Raw genomic sequence first — 20,271 nt, forward strand, 5'->3', positions numbered from 1 at the left:
TTTGACGTCTTAATATTAATTTATAGTAAATGTAGGCGCTTAGTAAAAAGTGTGAGGAGGATTAAGAATGAAATTGTTAGCGGTTACATCATGTCCAAATGGGATTGCCCATACCTATATGGCAGCTGAAAATTTACAAAAAACAGCGGATAAATTAGGAGTCCAAATGAAAGTTGAAACCCAAGGTGGAATAGGGGTAGAAAATGAGTTAACTGAACAAGATATTCGCGAGGCGGACGGCATTATTATAGCTGCGGATAGAGTCGTAAATAAAGATAGATTTGTAGGAAAAAAATTGTTGGTTGTTGGAGTACAGGATGGTATTCGTAAACCAGGAGAATTAATTGAGAAAGTAATCAGCGGGGATGTATCTATTTATCATTCACAGTCAAAAAAAGTAGAAAGTAACCAACAGGAAAAAAAGCAAAATCCGATATATCGTCATTTAATGAATGGTGTATCTTTTATGGTCCCATTCATCGTAGTTGGAGGATTATTAATTGCTATTGCCTTAACACTTGGGGGAGAAAAAACTCCTGGGGGTTTAGTGATTCCAGAGGGTTCTTTTTGGAAAACCATTGAACAAATTGGTGGTGCATCATTTACGTTCATGGTTCCAATACTGGCTGGATATATTGCATATAGTATAGCGGATAAACCTGGACTTGTTCCTGGGATGATTGGTGGATATATTGCAGCAACAGGAAGCTTTTACGGAAGTGAAAGTGGTGCTGGTTTTCTCGGTGGAATTATCGCTGGTTTCTTAGCTGGTTACATAGCATTAGGAATTAAAAAATTAAAAGTTCCAAAAGCGATTCAACCAATTATGCCGATTATTATTATTCCGGTATTTGCTTCCCTTATTGTAGGTTTAGCATTTGTATTTATTATTGGTGCCCCTGTCGCACAAGTTTTCGTATCATTAACAGCTTGGTTAGCAGGTATGCAAGGGTCAAGTTCAATTCTCTTAGCATTAATTTTAGGTGCAATGATTTCATTTGATATGGGTGGTCCAGTCAATAAAGTAGCATTCTTATTTGGTTCAGCAATGATTGGAGAAGGAAACTATGAAATTATGGGTCCAATAGCTGCGGCAATATGTATCCCACCAATTGGTATGGGACTAGCTACTTTTATAAGTAAGGGGAAATTTCAAGATTCAGAGAGAGAAATGGGTAAAGCATCATTTACAATGGGGCTCTTCGGTATTACGGAAGGTGCAATTCCTTTTGCAGCCCAAGATCCACTTCGTGTTATTCCAAGTATAATGGCGGGTTCAATGACAGGTGCTGTGATTGCGATGATCGGTCATGTAGGAGACAGAGTGGCACATGGTGGTCCGATTGTTGCAGTGTTAGGGGCAGTAGATAATGTGTTTATGTTTTTTGTAGCTGTAATTGTAGGCTCTATTGTGACAGCTGTTGTAGTAAATGTATTGAAAAAAGACGTTTCAAAGTTAGAAAAACAAGAAAATGAACAAATAAAAGAAGTATCAGCAACAATAGAAGTGCAACAAATGGAGCAAGAAGCACAAAGCAAAAGTTCACAAGTAGAGAAGATGAAAATTAAAAAGCTAACAGATATTACAAATTTAGAATTAATTGAAACGGATTTAAAAGGAGAAACACGAGATGACATCATTGATGAGATGATTCAAAAATTAAAGCATGTAGGTGCATTGCATTCAGTGACAGAATTTAAACAAGCTATTATGAATCGTGAACAAGAAAGTACTACAGGGATTGGTGTAAACATTGCTATTCCGCATGGAAAATCAGATGCTGTTAGGAAACCGAGCGTGGTATTTGGAATTAAACAATCAGGGATAGATTGGAAGAGTCTTGATGGAACGGAAGCAAAATTAATATTTATGATTGCAGTACCAAAAGAAAATGAGGGAAATCAACATTTGAAAATCCTTCAAATGCTTTCTCGAAAACTAATGGATGATAGTTATAGAGAGCAGTTATTATCTGTTCAAACAAAAGCAGAAGCATACAAACTACTAGATGAAATTGCATAGAATGGAGGATTCAAATCATGACTGAACCATTATTTTTTGCACCTGTTTTTAAAGAAAGAATTTGGGGTGGGACACATTTAACTTCTTTTGGATATGAAATTCCATCAAATCAAACTGGAGAGTGTTGGGCTTTTGCAGCGCATCAACATGGACAAAGTATTGTTAAGAACGGAAAGTATAAAGGGCTATCCTTGGGTGAACTGTGGGATAACCATCGAGATTTATTTGGAAATATGGAGGGGGAGCGTTTCCCTCTTCTTACAAAAATTTTGGATGCCAATCAAGATCTATCTGTTCAAGTTCATCCTAATAATGAATATGCTAGCGTGCATGAGAATGGAGAACTAGGAAAAACAGAATGCTGGTATGTAATCGATTCCACTAAAGACGCAGAAATTATATATGGGCATCATGCGAAAACAAAAGAAGAATTAATGTCTATGATTGAACAAAAAGAGTGGAACCAACTGTTACATCGTGTGAAGGTGAAACCTGGAGATTTCTTCTATGTGCCGAGTGGAACTGTTCATGCAATTGGTAAAGGGATTTTAGTATTAGAAACACAACAAAACTCTGATACAACCTATAGATTGTATGATTATGATAGAAGAGATTCTGATGGGAATTTACGTAATCTGCATCTTGAAAAGAGTATTGATGTAATAGAAGCTCCCTTTAAATCGAATCAGTTAACGGTTAAACATGAAAAAGTAGATGATTTGAGTATAACTAACTTTATCAAATGTCCATATTTTTCAGTTAAAAAATGGGAGTTAGATGGATCAGTTCGTTTGGAACAACAAAAAACTTTCCTTCTTGTTAGTGTAGTAAAGGGGGAAGGTGAGCTAATTAAAGAAGGTGAGCATTATTTCTTTAAGAAAGGAGACCACTTTATAATACCTAATTGCTTTGGAAGATACGATTTGGCAGGTAACTCTATATGTATTGTTTCAAGTGTATAGTAAATTTTATAATTTATATATATTTATTGTTTAATGAAATACTTAAACACAAATTAACCAGTTCTTGAATTTGAGGAGCTGGTTAATTTGTTTGAAGAGTATTGGTCTTATAATCTTTTTATATTACCTGTAACATTTAGTATTCATTTTCTTGTTCTTTGTTACTTGAAACATAATCTTGTGACTTTTCCCATAAAGTTGCCTCTAAAGGAAGCGTATCTTTGCCGTGGATTAATTATTAACTCAAAAACTTGCCGTGAATGTTATAACGAGACAAATAAAAAATATCTATTATCAGCATGAGGCATTTAACCTTATCATTTTATTCATTAGAACTTTTATAAGACAAGTTCAATAATAGAAGTAGGGTAAAAAGTGACAAAAAAGTTTTTTAAATTAAAATAAAGTTGTTTGAAAAATAACAAATTTATTAAAAAATGAAAGTCATTCTATTCTACAATCGGGCTATATCCATTGAATAATGGGTTAAACTAGTAGTTGACCTCGTAGTTTATTGTCTGTTATGTTTATAAAAACACTAAAAGGATAGGTGAAGAAGTTCGGCATAGCAGAAGTTTGATTTTCGCGAACTTTGTTATGACTGGAAAAGAGTAAATAAATCAATTTGAAGCAAACTGAAATACGCATTTTTATGTGTTTATTCGGTATGCCCATTTGATTTTTTACTCTACGGACTTATTCTCTTTTTTAACCGCAGAGTAAAGCTCTGCGGTTTTTTGTGTTTTAAAATTTTTAGGAGGAAGTTTTTATGAATAATTTATTAAATCAATTGCAGGTACCATCACAATTCGAACAAACTGATAATGTTTTTTGGCAAGATCCTTATATTGCTAAAAAATTATTAGAAGCTCATTTAAGCCCTGATACTGAAGGAGCTAGTAGGAGTTTTCCGTTTATTGATAAATCTATTGATTTTATCCAACAAATAGCTCCCAAAAAATCTTATCAAAAAGTATTAGACTTAGGTTGTGGTCCAGGCCTTTATAGTGAGCGATTAGCTAGAAAAGGTTATACGGTAACAGGGATAGACTTCTCTGAAAACTCAATTCGTTATGCTAAAGAACAAGCAAAAAAGTTAGATTATAATATTAAATATCGCTATGAAAATTATTTGGAATTAAATGATTCAAATATCTATGACTTGGCCCTATTGATATATTGTGATTATGGTGCTCTTGCGCCTGAAAATCGTAGTAAATTACTTTTCAACATTTGGAACAGTCTGAAGAAAGGTGGAAAGTTGTTATTGGATGTTTTCTCTCAAAATAAATTTGATCAGTTCAAGGAAGAACAATATTGGAGTATTAATGAAAATGGTGGTTTCTGGTCAAAGGATTGCTATGTAGCTATCGGTAGAAATCTTAAATATCCTGATAGAGTAACATTAGAACAAACAACAGTGGTAACCGATAATAAAATAGAAACTTATAACATTTGGTATCAATTCTTCACAAAAGAATTATTCATCAAAGAGGTAACTGCTGTAGGTTTTACTGTAAAAGAAATTTACGATGATGTTTCTGGTGAAACTGGCAACGGAGGAAGTCAAACTATAGCCTTATTGTTAGAAAAATAAGATTAAATTGAACAAAAAGAAAGAAATATATGTTATCACTTTTTTCAAAAAGCAATATTTTTTCTTTTCAACAAACGGCAGCTATTGTTGAATAAAACTTAGATTTTTAAATGACTTTATTATTACATTTTTTAGTGTAATGAAATATCTTACTTTAAACACTACAGAAACAACTATATTTTTAACCCCGTCCTACATTTAGAACGGGGTTATGCTTGTTTGAGCTTTTAAAATTTAATAACTTTATTATCATCTTACATTTCTGCAATGGGTCAAAATTTAAAACTATAAATGGAGGGAATTAAAGAATAAAAACCATGATACAGTAACCCATTATAGATAATGAATAGCCTTTATTTAAAAGCTACATTAAAAATATTCTTCAAATCCCGGAAGCATAAGTTTGCCGCAAATAAAAAGAACCATAACCTTGCCAGAACGGCAAAGTTATGGTTCAAATCACAAATCTTGCCAAAAGGGTAAAGTTATGACTCAAATTGTGACAGATGTATGCTACAACTCACATTTATAGAAAGACGTGAAAATAGTAATTAATTTTATAGTGTATGAACGTAAGTATATGTAATAGAATTGTAGAAAATTCCTTCATTTATGACTGAGCCTATCTATTATTATTTACAATTTTGAAACATTAGATATCAGATGCGAATTTATTTAATCGCACATTAGAATATATAAAAATCACGTAAACTCCAGATGAACTTCACACTCGAATACAAAATGCGTTATATAATAACTATAGAGTTTATTAATGTTACTTTAATTTTTATCTATTAAAATATATAAAATATAAAATCAAACATAGGATACTAGGGTAAATAACTTTTCATAAGAAAATAATAAAGGAGAATAACGATGACAATCACGGTTCTAGAATCAAAAAAAACTAATATTACAGAAGAAGATGTTGAAATTTTGAAAATAATGGCGCATCCAATTCGTTTACGTATTATAAACGAACTAAGTAAACATAATACTTTTAATGTTTCCCAACTAACAAAAATTTTAGAGATACCCCAATCATCTGTTTCACAACATTTATCGAAAATGAAGGGCAAAGTACTAAAAGCTGAACGTAAAGGCTTAGAAATTTATTATTCAATTCGTAACAACAAAGCAACTCAAATTGTCGGCATACTCGGATATTAAACCGTATATACAATAACACAAAGATAGAGTAGTACCTGAGAAAGGGTGTTACTCTTTTTTGATTCTATAAACACAATATGACAAATGTTACTTTTCCATAAAAGAACAGGAACCAACTAGGAATTATGTTTTCCTACATCGAATTTAAACGTACATGTCATTCAAAATAGATGCCAAACACCTGGCTGCACACAGCTAAACGCAACTCATCAAACCGCTGGAGGGATACAATGTCTTATAGAACAATTCATACCGATTTTCGAAATGACTATACAAATGCTCGAGATGCCTTGTTAAATGAAGGGATCGTTGAAAGTGGCCATGTCCAATATGAAAGTCAAAAAGGGCTAATCATACGTCCTGCCTACGAAATAGAAGGAGAAATTTATTTTTTCTCGGGAATGAGAGCAGCGGGAAACACGATATACAGTGTACAATTACGTCCTTTTCATCAGCTAAAAGAGGCGGAATACATTCCACTAGAAGAAAAATCTTGTAACACTGTATAAATGAGAGAGATAGCTATCAGCTAGGAAGAGATGGAGCAATCTGAGCGATGTTAATTTCCTCTTTCTTATGTTAATGGGCATAGGAAAGGATTTCACAAATATAAAATAAGATTGACACAGAGAGATTACAAGTGTAATATTCAGTTGTGGATTACAAATGTAATCCACGGGAGGTGTAATTTAAACGAATGAAAGAATTACCTAAAATTTCGGAAGCTGAATTAGAAGTAATGAAAGTATTGTGGTTAAAATCTCCACAAACGGCAAATGAAGTGATTGAAGAGTTAGAGAAGAAAATGGATTGGAAACCTAAAACGATTCGAACTCTGATTAATCGATTAGTTCAAAAAGAAGCAGTTGCTTACCATCAAGATAAGGGGCGTATGTACGCTTATTATCCCTTAGTTTCACAAGATAGTTATTTACAAGTAGAAACGAAATCTTTACTTAAACGTTTCTATGGTGCCGCATTTAAGCCCTTACTAGTAAATTTCCTGAAAGAAGAAAAGCTGTCTTCAGAAGACATTAACGAACTTAAACGTATCCTGGATGAGAAGACTGAGGAAAATCACAGGAAGGATAGATCATAATGATAGAAATGTTTATTAATGTCTATCTGCCTCATTTTTTCGATTGGTTGATAGAAACCACTATTATGGCGAGCATATTAGTGGGTCTAATCTTATGTATCAAGGTTTTGTTTAGAAATAAGTTAACTCCACGTTGGCAATACATGCTATGGATTATATTAATAATAAGACTTGTATTACCTTGGTCGCCAGATAGTTCCTATAGTATCTATTCTGTTCTTACTTATAAGAATAATGATGCATTCATTTCTAGCCGAACCCCTGTAGCTATTTTTCCTCCAAAAGAACGTATGCAAGAATTGAAAGGTATAGACGATACAAAGGTTCTTACAAAAGAAGATACTTATACCTCAAGTTCAACACAAACTAATCAGGTAAACAAGACACAAACACACAATAATGAAAAGCAGGATGATGGGACGGTTTCATTCTATACAATCTGTATATACATCTGGCTTACTGGCGTTATTCTTCTAAGCTTTGCTACATTTATTATGAACAGGCGTTTATTACTTTACATAAAAAAACAACCTGTTATTACAGATGAAAAGATTGTCCAGATTTTTGCAGAGTGTAAGCAATCTATGTCTGTTCGACAAGAAATCGCTCTACTTGTATCTGGAAAGGTTTCCAGCCCAACAGTGTTCGGATTTATTCGGCCTAAGTTGCTGTTGTCAACAGTACATATGGAAATATTAGAGGAACAACAATTACGGTATATTTTTCATCATGAATTAGCTCACATCAAGCGAAGAGATGTTGGTGTGAACTGGATAATGCATGGCTTACTCATTTTAAATTGGTTTAATCCTATTCTTTGGTATGCCTACTCATGTATGCGGGAAGATCAAGAACTAGCATGCGATGCATTAGCTCTTACATGTATAGATTCAGAGGAACAAATTGCATATGGCCATACTATTATTAGTCTTTTGGAACATTACTCAGGTTATTATCAAGTACCCGGTGTGGCGAATTTTAGTAAAAACAAAAGAATGTTAAAAAGGAGAATTCTAATGATTAAAAAATTCCAAAAAAAATCATATCGCTGGTCTGCGCTAGGAGCTGTGGCAGTTATTGCTGTATCATCTGTATCCTTATTAAATGCCCGTGCTGATATACCGAAAAATTCTGAGAAACAACAAATAGAAGTAAAAGATAATATGAAAGAATTAAAAACACAACCTGATATTTCTATACAGCAAATTGTAGAAAAAATGATTGGTACTAAAGAACAGGCGGAATCAGAATTTTTTGTTTCAGAAGGAGAATATAATACTTTACTTACAGAGCTTGGAGTGGCGAGGGATCTGTTTACGAAGGAAGAATTTGAGCGATTTATTAATTTAGAAACAGAATCACAGATTTTGTATAAGAAAGTAAAATTAGCAGGAAGTCCTGAAAAATTAGAACCAGAAGAGCAAAAAAAATATGAGAAAAATGTTGAAGAAATTGGACCATTTAGACAGAAAATTTATTCGTCTTTAAAATTGACTAAAAAGCAAGCACAGGAATATCTTGGTTTTCAAATTAAGAGACCAACGTATGTAGTAAAAGGGTATAAATTCACTGGAGAAGATATTCAAACACCATTGGCTATTAAAAAAATGGATCCCACTATTGTTTATGAATATCGAAATGAAGATTCCGTATATATGGTGTATCAATCTGCAGTTAGAGATCAAGGAGAAGAGTCGTTGAAGGGGATAGTAGGGACTAGTGAAAAGATAACTAATTATGAATTAGTTGGTACAAAAATAACTTTATCTGAAAGCACAAAGGATAAATTTAAAGTGATGAGAATGATTGTTCCTGCAAAAGGAAAGAATAATACTTATCAAGTCACAATTCTTGCAGATAATTTAAGTAGAGAAGAGTTAGAGAAAATTATGGTTTCCTGTCTAAAATAAAAAATAGAGTCTCAAGATCCCAGTCTTGAGACTCTATTTTTTATTTTAGGTAGAATCATTCTACGCAGCTGTACAGAAAAAAATTCTCTATTTATTGATGAAATACTATTGAAAATTATGATAAATGTTATTGTTATAAGCCACTACTCATCCATTTAAATGCAACACGTTGGGATAAAGTGCTCGATCCGTAATCAGATTGCATCTTGATATCAGCTAGACAATGAATAACAGATTGTGGACCTACAATCCATCCAATTCGTGATCCTGGAGTGAGGTTTTTTGAAAGACTTCCAAGATAAAGAACCAGACCATGCATGTCTTTTGTTAGGAGGTTCCTTATCAATCCATAATTCTCTATAAATATCATCTTCTATAATGGGGATTCTTTCTTCTTTGCAAACCTTTAAAAGCTCAGGCCTTCTAGAATCTAACATAATAAATCCCGTAGGATTATGAAAAGATGGAATAGTGTATAGAATATTTTGCTGAGATTTTTGCGTTTGATTTAAAATTGACTTTGTTATTATGCCCTCATTATCTATGGGTAATCCTGAAAAATCCATATCGGCAGATTGAAATACATGTAAGAAATAAAGGTAAGATGGCCTTTCAAGTAAAGCTGTCGATTCAGGTTTCAATAAACCTACAGATATAAGATCTAGAGCTTGTAGAGCACCTGAAACGATAAGAATAGAATCAGGTGATGCTTTTATGCCATGAGATTTTAAGTATGTACTAATAGATTGACGTAGTGCAAAAAAACTTTTGGTTCTTCATATCCAAACGCTTCTATCTCATTAGCTAACTCTTGTATACTTTGTTTCATTTGCAATAGGGGGAATTACTAAGTTGTATTAGATCAGAGTTCGACTTAGCTTCGTTGATCTGCTGTACCATTATTCGAATCGGCTGATGAAACCCGGTGTGTACATGATCATTCCAGTTTTGAGGGGAATTAGTTAACAAAGACCAGGTATTATTTGCAACAGAACCGTCCCTCTGTACCCCTTGTTTCGTCATTTTTCTAGGTCATCTAACTTGACAAATGTTTTTTTATCAAACTACAATGAAAATCATTATCAATAATATAGGGAGGATACTTTTGTCAATAAATGAAAAAAATATATTTATAGGTTAGTAACCAAATCTTGTTAAGTCGTATGTACTATTTTTAGTTTAGCGTTGCCCAGAATGTACACCAATTAATCTCGCGAATTACAAGAAAACTATTATTGAAATGAGGCGTGCATTGTGAAGTTGGACGTGAGTGAGTTAGCAGAGTATCTTGCCAATAATCCTTTCCGAGTAGAAGGAGTATATCGTTATGCTAAAAATCCAGGTGTGCCTTGTGCTGAGTCTACAGATTCTTTCCCGGGATTTGTATTTCCACTTGCAGGGAAGACGCAATTTCAATTTAATGGTACGCCGTATACCCTCTCCCCAGGAAAAGTTATACATGGGGGTGCAAAAATGACATTAGCCCATAGAATGCTTGGTGAAATAAACTGGGAATATATTCTTGTTTTATATCGGATAAGCAATTTGGAACGAGAAGACTCTGGCTTTACTCATCAGCATTTTGAATTATTTACAGGACAATCTCCCCGTCTTGTCGAATTACTTATGCGTCTTTGGGATGTGTATAATCAGCGTGGAGGCATTTCAATGTTTCAGACCGAAATGCTGTTTCGCGAAGCGTTGAATGAAGCTTTATTAAGTGTTGTCAATAGAGATAACAACTATGAGTCGCATACTTTATTCGAACGGATATCTAGTTACGTTCATAAATATTATTATAAAGATATTACAATAAATATGCTTACAGAACAAAATAATGTAAATCGAAATCGTCTTTCTTACGTGTTTAGAAAGCATGCAGGTATGGGGCCAGCAGAATATTTATTGAACTATCGTATAAAGATGGCTCAAAAAATGTTATGTACAAGTGGTGTGCCTGTACAACAAATTGCGCAAGCTATTGGAATCGCAGACCCTTTTTATTTTAGTAGAGTTTTCAAGAAGCGAGTTGGCATTTCGCCTACTAAATATCGCGAGAAGTTCATCAATAATCCATACTAATGTCAACAGGGGTCCATTCTTATTTGAAAACCACTGTTCTATACTTATGGAGAGTTAAAGGAAACATTGGATTGAAAGAACTTTCATTGAAATTACTTCATTGTACTATCTGAATGAAAGTTCTGAGCTGAGCATTTTCTTTTTAAGCGTAATGACGACTTTTTTACTTAGATTACTGTAATATAGTGGAAGTTAAAAATGAGGAGGGATTATTATCCATTACCAACCTATTAAACTAAATGACGAGTTATCTAAAATTAACGATTTTTGGTATCCACAAGTGATTGGTGAAATGAATGATGATCAAATTCAGCTTTTTAAAGCTAATGGAGATTTTATATGGCATGAGCATCCTAATACGGATAAGCTATTTATTGTGCTTGAAGGGGAGATGTTCATCGATTTTCGTGATGGACAGGTGAAAATTTCTAAGGGCGAGATGTTTATTGTCCCGAGAGGCGTTGAACATAAACCTTTCACTGAAAAGGAATCCCACATCATGTTGGTAGAGCCTAAAAGGGAAATGGATTGATAATTGTATCTAATGTTTCGTTGGCAGATAAGAAAGTGTAGATACAATCGAGAAGTTAGGATTTAAATGCTCTATTATGGAATAAAGCATGCATCTTTAATTGATACCCTGTTATAGAAATATTATGCAGTAACCTTTTCCTTATTAATTCGCCAGTATTCCTATTCTACTATCTAAAATAAAAATACAACACTATTAAATAGTGTTGTATTTTTATTTTAGATAGTATTGTTATACGCAGCTGTACCGAAATAAAGTTCGCTTTTAATAAATAGATTTGCTATTGAAAATCATGGTAAAAATGCACGTAGATATATAACTAAAGCAATTCCTTTATAAAAAAGTACCCACTTTCTTGTCTAAAAAGTATCCATTTTCATGTCTTTCTACACTACAGTACAGGAGGGGACAAAATAAACTTCAACTACAAATTTCATCTTCACGTTAAATCCTTATTTAACGAACACTTGGATGGTGAAAAGGTATATGTTATAATTAAACTATTAAAATCATATATAGAGGTGGAAATTTTTTTGGAAAAAGACATTAGAATTAATCCTCAAGATTACTCGTATGCATTTAGATTTAGCAGATACGACTGTTTTAAAGTACGAACTGGAACTTGTTCTTTACATTTAACTAATGCACAGTATCAAAAAACAAAAGAACGTGAAAAAAATCAAGATTTCAATGATGGATCAGTTGATTACTGTAGACTCTTTGCTTCTCACATGATTAAGGAAAATTGGTTTGAGAGGAATACTTTAATTAATGCAGATCACTACAAATGTGGACATATAGCATTGGCTAGCGGTCAGCATCGGACTTGCATCGCAAAAACATTAAAGCGAGACAGCTTAACTTTAAATATATTTAAGTATAATGATTGTATATGTAACGTCTGCTCTTTTAAAAAAAGTGAAAGTCAAAAAACACCCCTTCAAAAATTAATAGATACATACAAGAAAAGGAAAAGAAAAAAATTCGCAACTCATAATTTTATAGATGATGAAGGCATTTATTATTATTAATGCACATTAAGGAGAAAATGTATGAATAATAACGTTCTATATGATATCACTACGTATGATTTAAAAGGTTTATGCACACATTTCGATATTGAAGAATTGGATATTTTAGATTTTTTTAATGCAACTGCTTTAAAAGGAATTCAATCTAATGCAGAATCTTTTCTTAAATATTTTAAAATAGATAGTGCTAGAGTTTTAGAAAAAGAAATTTATCTTACTTCTCTCCACGTAACAACAGTAAATGATCAACTAGACTCAATTAAAAAGTTTGGACTAGTAAATCTGCAACAAGCTGTTACCTTAGAAACGCCTTTACAAAAATATCTATTAAACAAAGGTGTTTCGATAGATATTAAAAGGAAAGTCATTGTCTACAATGGAAAAATAATTGATATAGGTAAAAGATTTACTAGTGTATATGATAATCTAGATTGGGTTATCTTTAAGTTATTTAAAGACTATCCAATAACTTCATTTTTTACAACTGACGATGCTACAAAATACCTCGGTAAAGTTCACGAGCGACCAGAATTTTTAAAGAATTTATCAGAATTATTAGATGCTCCTGATATTAACGATGATTGGAAGGAAAAGAATTATTGTTATGTACTTAAGTTTCAATCACATTTAAGTAATTTTGATTGCTTGAGCTTTGGAAGTGTTAAATCTGACGATCAAGAATTAGAAAAAAGGATTTGGATCATAAACAAAGTATTAGAAAATCAAAGGTATGGATATGAAGAAACTTGTTTTTCACACTTAAAAGGACATGTATCAATCCCCTTCCGAGATATTAAAACCATTTATACTCTTGATGAGTACAAAAACGCTTATCATGTGAAATAATCAGCGATTGCAATAAATAAATACACCTTCAACTGTTCGTTAAAAATGTATTTAACGTGAAGATTGTCGATTATAATAGAATTATGTATAGTAAAGGTATCAATATAAAATTGATACCTTTCTTGTTTTCTAATACATATTTATGAAGTATTTTAATAGTATATATTATCATTTAATTAAAAGATTTGAGGTGTACACCATGAGTAATAGAGAAAAAGAACGTTTTAAGGCTCTTGTAGAAAAGCATAAAAATAATATGCCCTGGTATGTCATAGAATACCTAGAAATGAAGACTGCTCTCTCCCCTGCTACTCTATACGCATATATAACTGAATTTGAAAAATTCTTTAAATGGATTATTCTTAAGCGATTAGCTGTCGTAAATGGTAACGTGGTTACTAATATAACTGATATACCTATTGAAACATTACAAACATTACCCTTAAATGATGTAAATCGCTTTCACATGTACTTACAAGGTGAAGGAATTGAAACTAGAGCTATAAATAGAACCTTTTCTGCCTTAAAATCTCTCTTTAAATATTTAGTGCAGAATTCAGAAGATGAGCATGGAAAAAGCTATCTCTCACGTAACGTGATGGAGAAAATTGAACTACATAAAGAAAAAGTTGATGCTGCAGCAAGAGCTGATGAAGTGGCAAATATTATCTTTAACGATAATGAGGATGTAGCATTCTTACGATTTTTGATAAATGATTATGCAACGATCCTAAAAGAGACCTCTACACGTAAATACAATTATTTTCTACGTGACAAAGAACGTGATATAGCATTAATAAGCCTTATTTTAGGCACTGGGCTTCGAGTATCAGAATTAGCTAGTCTTACCCTCTCAAGTATTAACTTTCGACAGGGAACCATTAAGGTGACTCGTAAAGGTAATAAAAAATCTTCAATACTCGCAACGAAATCGTGTTTAGACGACGTACAAGAATACATGAAAGTACGTTTAGAGAAATATATGTGTCCACCTGAAGAAGATATTCTATTTGTAACTAGGTACCAGGGAAAATACACACAGCTTTCTGTACGCGCTATACAGAACTTAGTAGAGAAGTATTCAAGTGCATTCGATGAAAAGCGTAGTCCACATAAGCTACGTCATACGTATGCTACAAATCATTATAAGGAAAACAAGGACTTAGTATTGCTACGAGATCAACTTGGTCACACTTCTGTTGAGGTTACTAGTATCTATACAAATATAAATAATAAAAAGAAACGAGAAGCGATTGATCGTTTAGAAAAAAGACAATTTGAATAGAAATGATTGTTATTATTCTTCATTTTTTGGTGAGATATTAAATTTGATAATATAATTAAATCAAAGCTGTCACTCTTATCAATGTTAGATTGGAAAACTAACATCTTATCGAATTTCAACAAAAGGAAAGGCACTCGAAATCCGGGCGTCTTTTTTTTGTTTTAACAATTGTTATAATTTCTTTAAAGGTATTTCAAAGTTTCTGTACGTATATAATAAAAGAAGAGATGCGCTAACATCTCTTCCAGTAACTACTACCACATGGGGAGTGGTTGCGACTAAATACTACTTTTTAAAAGTAATCTTATTAACTAATACCCTAGTTTTTACGAGGAAAAGTTTTATAATATCGTAAGTGGGCAACTAGGGGAAGTTGCAATTTCTGTACAATCCAGAATAATCTCTAAGCGCTCATAATTTTTCAATCACTATCATTTCTCCTGATGTATGAGCTACTTCATGCTTAATAATCCCCTCTTTTAAATACACCTTTTTCTTATCATATTGTTCTTTTACACGCTTCTTAACAGGGTGCAATCCCCAAGGGTGTTCCCAATATTGGAATTTACCGATTTTAAAATTTCTCCATTGAAACTGAGCATCTTGCAGCCGGTGATTTCCTTCATATAATCGCTCCAAAGAGTATTTCTTGATTTTCCCTTTTAGACTATCTACTACAATATATTTGCTAGTTTTATTATCATAACTAACTATAGAAACCCAATGAGAAATTATATGATTCTTTGTACGGCGTTTATATGTACATAAACTAAAAAGCACAAAACACTTATTCTGTTGTAACTTCGTAATTAACTCTTTAGAATTTAGATGTTTTATGTTCTTTATACTTACATCATATTTTATATCATCACATCCAGTTGCTTGATTGATTATCTCCAAATTATTAACTAAAAACATTTTATACAAATTTAAATCGAAAAATTCCCCTAAAAATGTATTACCATTAATAGCAATTCCTCTTTTTGTTATTACATTTTTACTTAATAAATTACAAACTACATCATCCGTCTGTTTCTTAGTAACACTCTTAATCTTGTTTAAGTTGTATAAACCATTTAACATTGCATAAATTCCACAAGTAGGTCCAGTTTGCTTAATACTAATTGTCATTCTTTATCTCCTTTATATTTTTTAATATATATTAATAATACAATTTTAATGATTGATTTAGAAACTATTCTATCTCATATTAACTGAGAAAAAATAAACTCTTGAATCGAATTTGCAACGCACTCTACTTAATTAAACAAAAAATGAAACAATATTAAATTAAGGCTGTTGTCATATAGATTTTTGAGATTTCAACTAAATGTACAAAAGCAGCCTTAATATAATAGTATTGGTTAATTCATTATACGTTACTAAAAAAACATCTGCTTAATCATAATGTTTTAATGTAGATTTCGCTTCCTTCTCGTACAGTTTAATTCAATCAATAGTTCTTTATATCAAGAACGAACGTTGGTTGCCCCGCCCACAGTACCTGGTAAGAAAGAGCATGGCTCTTCTGTACTGTTAACATGTAAAATCTCTAACATTTCACTTGATAATGCTACGGTATTCCCTACTACCTCAGGCTTATTAGAAACATAGGCTACATTTACGATCTGTCCATTTTGATCATCTGAAAAAATCAAAGGTAGTGGTAAGCGCGCTTCCATTGGTCTGATATTTTCTTTAAAAACAGTTGGGCTTTTATGAAGTAAAAGTTGATAAAATTGCCCATCATATACAATTCCAATTGCATTTTCCATATCGTGTACAACTCCTTAGCATTCTTGTCAGTCTTCCTTAAGGAGTATTCCCGGATAAATGAGAACAATTCTTTTAATTTTTTTGTTCTCATTTCATTTTAGATATATCCTATAGAAAAAGAAGATTGGTGCCAATTTAAGGATGCCCCTTTAATAACTGTAATAATAAATCTAACGACATTTAGAAGACAATATAGTTCCTATATTAATAAGTAATTTTTATCCATATCCATGAACCTCCAGCTATATTAGGGGTCACCATACATGCCCATCAACTTAAGAGTGTAACCAGACTGAACTTTTGTTCAGCCGGGTTACACTCTTAAAATAGCAGTATATTCTTAAAAATGCGCATACCAAATAAACCCTAACGGGTTTCACTTTTTTAATTATGCAATTTTCTTTTGTTTTCTCAATTCATTATATTCATAGACAACACCCATAATATCAAAGACAGTCTTCTTCTCATATCTGTGAGATTTCCGTCCATTCTTCTGTAGAAGATGGAACAGGCGGATTAAAATCTTTGTTATTTCTCGGGTGTTTTGCTGTATAGCTTGATAAAGAATGTATAGATGGTCTTGAATCATTCCAATGGCATTCTAATCGCTCTCGTTTGACATTGTGCAAATCATGAATTTGAAATAAGGATTTCCAAGTTTTAAAGATAATTTCAATCTGCCAGCGGAGGGAATAAAAATCATGTATTTGTTCCATCGGAACCCATTCCAAAGGTGTATTGGTAACATAAATGTTCATACCAGCTAATCGTTTGCTTTTCTCTGAGTACGTAATACCCTTTTTACTTTCGGTATACACTTGTTTTTTCTTACGTTCTCGAAGTTGTTTTTCAGTTAATCGATATATAATAACGCGTGTAAATAGTTTTTTATCCTTTCCAATATAAGCATCTGTTATTTCATAGACCTGTCCTGGTTTTAAGGTATTCATAATGTGTTCTAAATCAACTTTGATGTACTGAGACTGTTTTTTTACTGTCCCATTTCGAAAGTATTCAGGAAAATCATTTTTGATATACACCATATTATTTAATTTCAGCCGCGATATATAATATACCCCGCGTTGGTCCATTTGATCTAAATCGTCCAGTGAATAATAACCCAAATCTCGAATACAGAGGTCGCCAGGTCGTAATGTCGCTAAACATTCTGTTCCAAAAGTTTTATCATTATTCTTCCCTGGTTCAACTTGAAAATTTAAAAACTGCCCACTATGTAAATCATATTCCAATTGAATCTTTATACCTGCTGTTTGTGCACACCCCCCCGAACCGGGATACACACTAGCTAAGTGTTTTGGTACTTGAAAAATCGTTGCATCTAAAATGCGAATTCGTTGAAAATGGGTTAGTGAAGAGCTTGGAATCACTGAAGTTTCATAAACTTTATTTTTTAATAATGCAGAGAAAACATGTTTTAAAAAGCAAACAGCTTTATTATTGAAGCGTTTATTTAGTCCTTCTGGACTAATAAGAGTTCCTGTAGCTGCATGTAGTTGACTACACAGTCTAACTAAAGAATCACTCGCTATCCGTTGACTCACCCAAACACAGATAGTGGCTAAGTCATGCCCTGAAAACTTACGCTTTCTTTGAACAAAATCTAATTCTCTAGCAAGCTCCTCTAAGAATGAAGGAGTAAAATATTGATATAATTCCTCAGCAAATAATTGGAGTTCATCTTGAATCGAAAGATTCATAAAAAATGCCATCCTTTCTGTATATTTCTACAAAAAGAATAGTGATTTTTTTGCTATATGGATACAAATTTATTTTAATTTGATGGTGATGGATGGTGACCACTATTAAAAAGATACTAACATGCTTTATAAAATATAAGCATTTAAGAATCAAATTTTTAATTTAAATTACGCCCTTTTCCCTTAAGGGTCTTTACTATATTAATAAAGAAGACTAGTCCCACGGTAAAGAATGTAAGTGGATGTAGCCATGTTCTAAAATTAACCAAAGTTACAATAATCATTATTATAGAAGCTATAAAGCCTATAATATCAATGCTAAAAGATAGTTTCCCTTTTGTTGTTTTCATTTATAACACTTCCTCTCCAGATACAACTTTAATTTTAAATTCCCTATATAATAATAACACGTGCTTGGATTTTTAACTATTTTTTACATTAAATTACTTTCGTTGGTTCTGGTGCAAGAAATACTGTCATTTTGTACACTGGGGTATCTACCACATCGCCATCAAGCGGAAATTTTATAGTACCCCCAGAACGAAATTTTTGTGCTAACTTGTAACAAAAAAAACTCATTTTTTCGTTTTGGGGTAATTCTAAATTCTTAAGTTGATGGGCATGTATGGTGACCCCATGCCCATCAACTTAAGAAGGAAAATAAAGTTAACTTTCGTTCATATGAACGAAAAAAACTTAAAATATTTTGTGTCCTTAAAAATGAACATACCAAATAAACCTAGATAGGTATCATTTTTAAAAATTATGCTGCTTTCTTTTGTTTTCCAAGCCTACTATACTCATAGACAACACCCATAATATCAAAGACTGTCTTTTTCTCATATCTATGAGATTTCCGTCCATTCTTCTCTAGGAGGTGGAATAGGCGGATTAGAATCTTTGTCATTTCTATGGTGCTTTGTCGTATAGCTTGATACAACAGGTGTAAATGATCTTGAATTATTCCAATCGCTTTATATTCGCTTAATTCTCTTTTCTTCTTTTTTAAAAGAAGTTGACGCATTTTAAACATAGTAGAGGAGCACAGGAAGATAGCGATTAGCTTTCCATATAATTGGCACTCTAATCGTTCCTGTTTTACATGACGATAATGGTCTATTTTGAAAAGTGATTTCCACGTTTTAAAGATAATCTCTATTTGCCAACGTAAAGTATATAATTCATGTACCTGTTCCATCGGAACCCATTCCCAAGGTATATTCGTCACGTACACGTTTAATCCAGCTACCAATTTACTTTTCTCTGAGTACGTTCTATTTTTAGATTTTTCTTTTTCCGCAATCTTCGCCCGTCTTTTTTGAAGTTGCTCTTCTGTTAATCGATTAAAAATAACACGTGCAAATAGTTGTTGTTTATCACCTATATAAGCATGTTTTAATTCAAATGTTTCTCCAGGCTGTAGTTGTTTCAAAATCTGTTTCACATCGACTTGTATGTATTCCGATTGTTTCTTAATGGCACCATTTTTAAAGTGTTCTGGAGCTGGATTTTTCACATATACATTCGTATTTAATTTTAAACGAGAAATATAGTATGTACCTCGTTGATCCATTTGATCTAAGTCTTCCAATGAAAAATAACCCAAATCACGAATACATAAATCTCCTGGTCGTAAAGTATTTAAGCACTCCGTGCCAAATGTTTTGTCGTTATTTTTTCCTGGTCCAACTTGAAAGTTAAGAAATTCTCCACTGTGCAGATCATATTCTAATTGAATTTTGATTCCGGCTGTTTGAGCACAGCCTCCAGAGCCTGGATATACATCCTCTAAAGCACTTGGCGCCTGAAATACGGTAGCATCTAGGATATGGATTCGTTGAAAATAAGAGAAGAGATGGTTAGAGATTTGTGTTTGTTCACATACTTTTTGTTGTAATAGTAAAGAAAAAATATGTTTTAAAAACAAAACTGCTTTAGCGTTTAAACGTTTATTTAAGCCCTCAGGGCTGAGTAAAGTACCAGTGGCTGCATGAAGCCTACTACATAATCGTACTAAGGGATCACTTGCTACTCGTTGACTGATCCAAATACAAATCGTAGCTAAGTCTGAGCCAGAAAACTTACGTTTTCGCTTTATAAATCCGATTTCTCTTGCGAGTTCGTCTAAAAATACAGGTGTAATATATCGTTGTAATTCTTCCACAAATGGTTGTAGTTCATCTTGTATCGAGAGATTCATAAGAAAATGTCATCCTTTCTAATCTAGCTTCTTTAGAAAG

The 20,271-nt window shown here is 32.6% G+C and carries 16 protein-coding genes and 2 pseudogenes; 12 read left to right on the forward strand and 6 right to left on the reverse strand.

The features are described 5' to 3' along the window. Nucleotides 1-67: 67 nt before the first annotated feature. The 7 genes from ACTFRY_RS24990 (at nucleotide 68) to ACTFRY_RS25020 (ending at nucleotide 8,761) form a co-directional block, all read left to right on the forward strand. The gene (locus tag ACTFRY_RS24990; RefSeq protein WP_240854505.1) at nucleotides 68-2,023 is read left to right on the forward strand and encodes a PTS fructose transporter subunit IIABC; all 1,956 of its coding nucleotides are present in this window, start codon (nucleotides 68-70) and stop codon (nucleotides 2,021-2,023) included. Nucleotides 2,024-2,040: 17 nt separating this feature from the next. Then, the gene (gene manA, locus ACTFRY_RS24995; protein WP_240854504.1) at nucleotides 2,041-2,985 is read left to right on the forward strand and encodes a mannose-6-phosphate isomerase, class I; all 945 of its coding nucleotides are present in this window, start codon (nucleotides 2,041-2,043) and stop codon (nucleotides 2,983-2,985) included. A 769-nt stretch (nucleotides 2,986-3,754) separates the two neighbouring features. Then, entirely contained in the window at nucleotides 3,755-4,582 is an 828-nt protein-coding gene (locus tag ACTFRY_RS25000) for a class I SAM-dependent methyltransferase (protein WP_137074754.1), read from the forward strand. Between the two features lie 876 nt (nucleotides 4,583-5,458). Then, nucleotides 5,459-5,752 (forward strand): ArsR/SmtB family transcription factor, encoded by a 294-nt coding sequence (locus ACTFRY_RS25005; RefSeq protein ID WP_086392981.1) that lies wholly within the window; start codon nucleotides 5,459-5,461, stop codon nucleotides 5,750-5,752. Between the two features lie 230 nt (nucleotides 5,753-5,982). Next, complete coding sequence (locus ACTFRY_RS25010) at nucleotides 5,983-6,261, forward strand: hypothetical protein (protein WP_071714049.1); 279 nt, start codon at nucleotides 5,983-5,985, stop codon at nucleotides 6,259-6,261. Nucleotides 6,262-6,449: 188 nt separating this feature from the next. Beyond that, nucleotides 6,450-6,851, forward strand: a complete 402-nt coding sequence (locus ACTFRY_RS25015) for a BlaI/MecI/CopY family transcriptional regulator (RefSeq protein WP_153600710.1) — start codon at nucleotides 6,450-6,452, stop codon at nucleotides 6,849-6,851. Then, on the forward strand, nucleotides 6,851-8,761 hold the full coding sequence (locus ACTFRY_RS25020; protein WP_240854502.1) for a M56 family metallopeptidase: 1,911 nt from the start codon (nucleotides 6,851-6,853) through the stop codon (nucleotides 8,759-8,761). The genes ACTFRY_RS25015 and ACTFRY_RS25020 overlap by 1 nt, the downstream gene beginning before the upstream one ends. Before the next feature lie 139 nt (nucleotides 8,762-8,900). Here ACTFRY_RS25020 and ACTFRY_RS25025 read toward each other — a convergent pair. Next, nucleotides 8,901-9,751: pseudogene (locus ACTFRY_RS25025) on the reverse strand (PLP-dependent aminotransferase family protein); the annotation flags it as partial. 264 nt (nucleotides 9,752-10,015) lie between these two features. Between ACTFRY_RS25025 and ACTFRY_RS25030 the strand changes: the two are divergent. The 5 genes from ACTFRY_RS25030 to xerS all read left to right on the forward strand — a co-directional run bounded on the left by ACTFRY_RS25030 (nucleotide 10,016) and on the right by xerS (nucleotide 14,537). Continuing rightward, nucleotides 10,016-10,843 (forward strand): helix-turn-helix transcriptional regulator, encoded by an 828-nt coding sequence (locus ACTFRY_RS25030; RefSeq protein WP_098617335.1) that lies wholly within the window; start codon nucleotides 10,016-10,018, stop codon nucleotides 10,841-10,843. Between the two features lie 292 nt (nucleotides 10,844-11,135). After that, a complete protein-coding gene (locus ACTFRY_RS25035) occupies nucleotides 11,136-11,375 on the forward strand; it encodes a cupin domain-containing protein (protein ID WP_000997182.1) in 240 nt (79 codons plus the stop codon). Nucleotides 11,376-11,908: 533 nt separating this feature from the next. After that, nucleotides 11,909-12,406 carry a hypothetical protein gene (locus ACTFRY_RS25040; protein WP_240854503.1) on the forward strand — a complete coding sequence of 166 codons (498 nt, stop codon included), beginning with the start codon at nucleotides 11,909-11,911 and terminating at the stop codon, nucleotides 12,404-12,406. Nucleotides 12,407-12,427: 21 nt separating this feature from the next. Then, nucleotides 12,428-13,252, forward strand: a complete 825-nt coding sequence (locus tag ACTFRY_RS25045) for a hypothetical protein (protein WP_086391782.1) — start codon at nucleotides 12,428-12,430, stop codon at nucleotides 13,250-13,252. Between the two features lie 199 nt (nucleotides 13,253-13,451). Beyond that, entirely contained in the window at nucleotides 13,452-14,537 is a 1,086-nt protein-coding gene (gene xerS / locus ACTFRY_RS25050; protein ID WP_097797132.1) for a tyrosine recombinase XerS, read from the forward strand. Between the two features lie 411 nt (nucleotides 14,538-14,948). Here xerS and ACTFRY_RS25055 read toward each other — a convergent pair whose 3' ends face one another. The 5 genes and pseudogenes from ACTFRY_RS25055 to ACTFRY_RS25075 all read right to left on the reverse strand — a co-directional run bounded on the left by ACTFRY_RS25055 (nucleotide 14,949) and on the right by ACTFRY_RS25075 (nucleotide 20,231). Further along, nucleotides 14,949-15,668 carry a hypothetical protein gene (locus ACTFRY_RS25055; protein ID WP_098617334.1) on the reverse strand — a complete coding sequence of 240 codons (720 nt, stop codon included), beginning with the start codon at nucleotides 15,666-15,668 and terminating at the stop codon, nucleotides 14,949-14,951. A 338-nt stretch (nucleotides 15,669-16,006) separates the two neighbouring features. Beyond that, nucleotides 16,007-16,312, reverse strand: a complete 306-nt coding sequence (locus tag ACTFRY_RS25060) for a hypothetical protein (RefSeq protein WP_086391779.1) — start codon at nucleotides 16,310-16,312, stop codon at nucleotides 16,007-16,009. Nucleotides 16,313-16,701: 389 nt separating this feature from the next. Further along, a pseudogene (locus tag ACTFRY_RS25065) lies at nucleotides 16,702-18,031 on the reverse strand (IS4 family transposase). 158 nt (nucleotides 18,032-18,189) lie between these two features. Continuing rightward, entirely contained in the window at nucleotides 18,190-18,381 is a 192-nt protein-coding gene (locus tag ACTFRY_RS25070; protein ID WP_086391778.1) for a hypothetical protein, read from the reverse strand. Nucleotides 18,382-18,794: 413 nt separating this feature from the next. Then, on the reverse strand, nucleotides 18,795-20,231 hold the full coding sequence (locus ACTFRY_RS25075) for an IS4 family transposase (protein ID WP_086391777.1): 1,437 nt from the start codon (nucleotides 20,229-20,231) through the stop codon (nucleotides 18,795-18,797). Nucleotides 20,232-20,271: the final 40 nt, after the last annotated feature.

The sequence above is a fragment of the Bacillus cereus group sp. MYBK195-1 genome, from assembly GCF_051916605.1.
GTDB lineage: Bacteria > Bacillota > Bacilli > Bacillales > Bacillaceae_G > Bacillus_A > Bacillus_A cereus.

Coding starts and splice junctions, on each gene's coding strand:
- ACTFRY_RS25010 (WP_071714049.1), top strand. CDS start 5,983: ATGTCTTATAGAACAATTCATACCGATTTTCGAAATGACTATACAAAT.
- ACTFRY_RS25060 (WP_086391779.1), bottom strand. CDS start 16,312: ATGGAAAATGCAATTGGAATTGTATATGATGGGCAATTTTATCAACTT.
- ACTFRY_RS25045 (WP_086391782.1), top strand. CDS start 12,428: ATGAATAATAACGTTCTATATGATATCACTACGTATGATTTAAAAGGT.
- ACTFRY_RS25055 (WP_098617334.1), bottom strand. CDS start 15,668: ATGACAATTAGTATTAAGCAAACTGGACCTACTTGTGGAATTTATGCA.
- ACTFRY_RS25035 (WP_000997182.1), top strand. CDS start 11,136: ATGAATGATGATCAAATTCAGCTTTTTAAAGCTAATGGAGATTTTATA.
- ACTFRY_RS25020 (WP_240854502.1), top strand. CDS start 6,851: ATGATAGAAATGTTTATTAATGTCTATCTGCCTCATTTTTTCGATTGG.
- xerS (WP_097797132.1), top strand. CDS start 13,452: ATGAGTAATAGAGAAAAAGAACGTTTTAAGGCTCTTGTAGAAAAGCAT.
- ACTFRY_RS25070 (WP_086391778.1), bottom strand. CDS start 18,381: ATGAAAACAACAAAAGGGAAACTATCTTTTAGCATTGATATTATAGGC.
- ACTFRY_RS25000 (WP_137074754.1), top strand. CDS start 3,755: ATGAATAATTTATTAAATCAATTGCAGGTACCATCACAATTCGAACAA.
- ACTFRY_RS25015 (WP_153600710.1), top strand. CDS start 6,450: ATGAAAGAATTACCTAAAATTTCGGAAGCTGAATTAGAAGTAATGAAA.
- ACTFRY_RS25075 (WP_086391777.1), bottom strand. CDS start 20,231: ATGAATCTCTCGATACAAGATGAACTACAACCATTTGTGGAAGAATTA.
- ACTFRY_RS25005 (WP_086392981.1), top strand. CDS start 5,459: ATGACAATCACGGTTCTAGAATCAAAAAAAACTAATATTACAGAAGAA.
- manA (WP_240854504.1), top strand. CDS start 2,041: ATGACTGAACCATTATTTTTTGCACCTGTTTTTAAAGAAAGAATTTGG.
- ACTFRY_RS24990 (WP_240854505.1), top strand. CDS start 68: ATGAAATTGTTAGCGGTTACATCATGTCCAAATGGGATTGCCCATACC.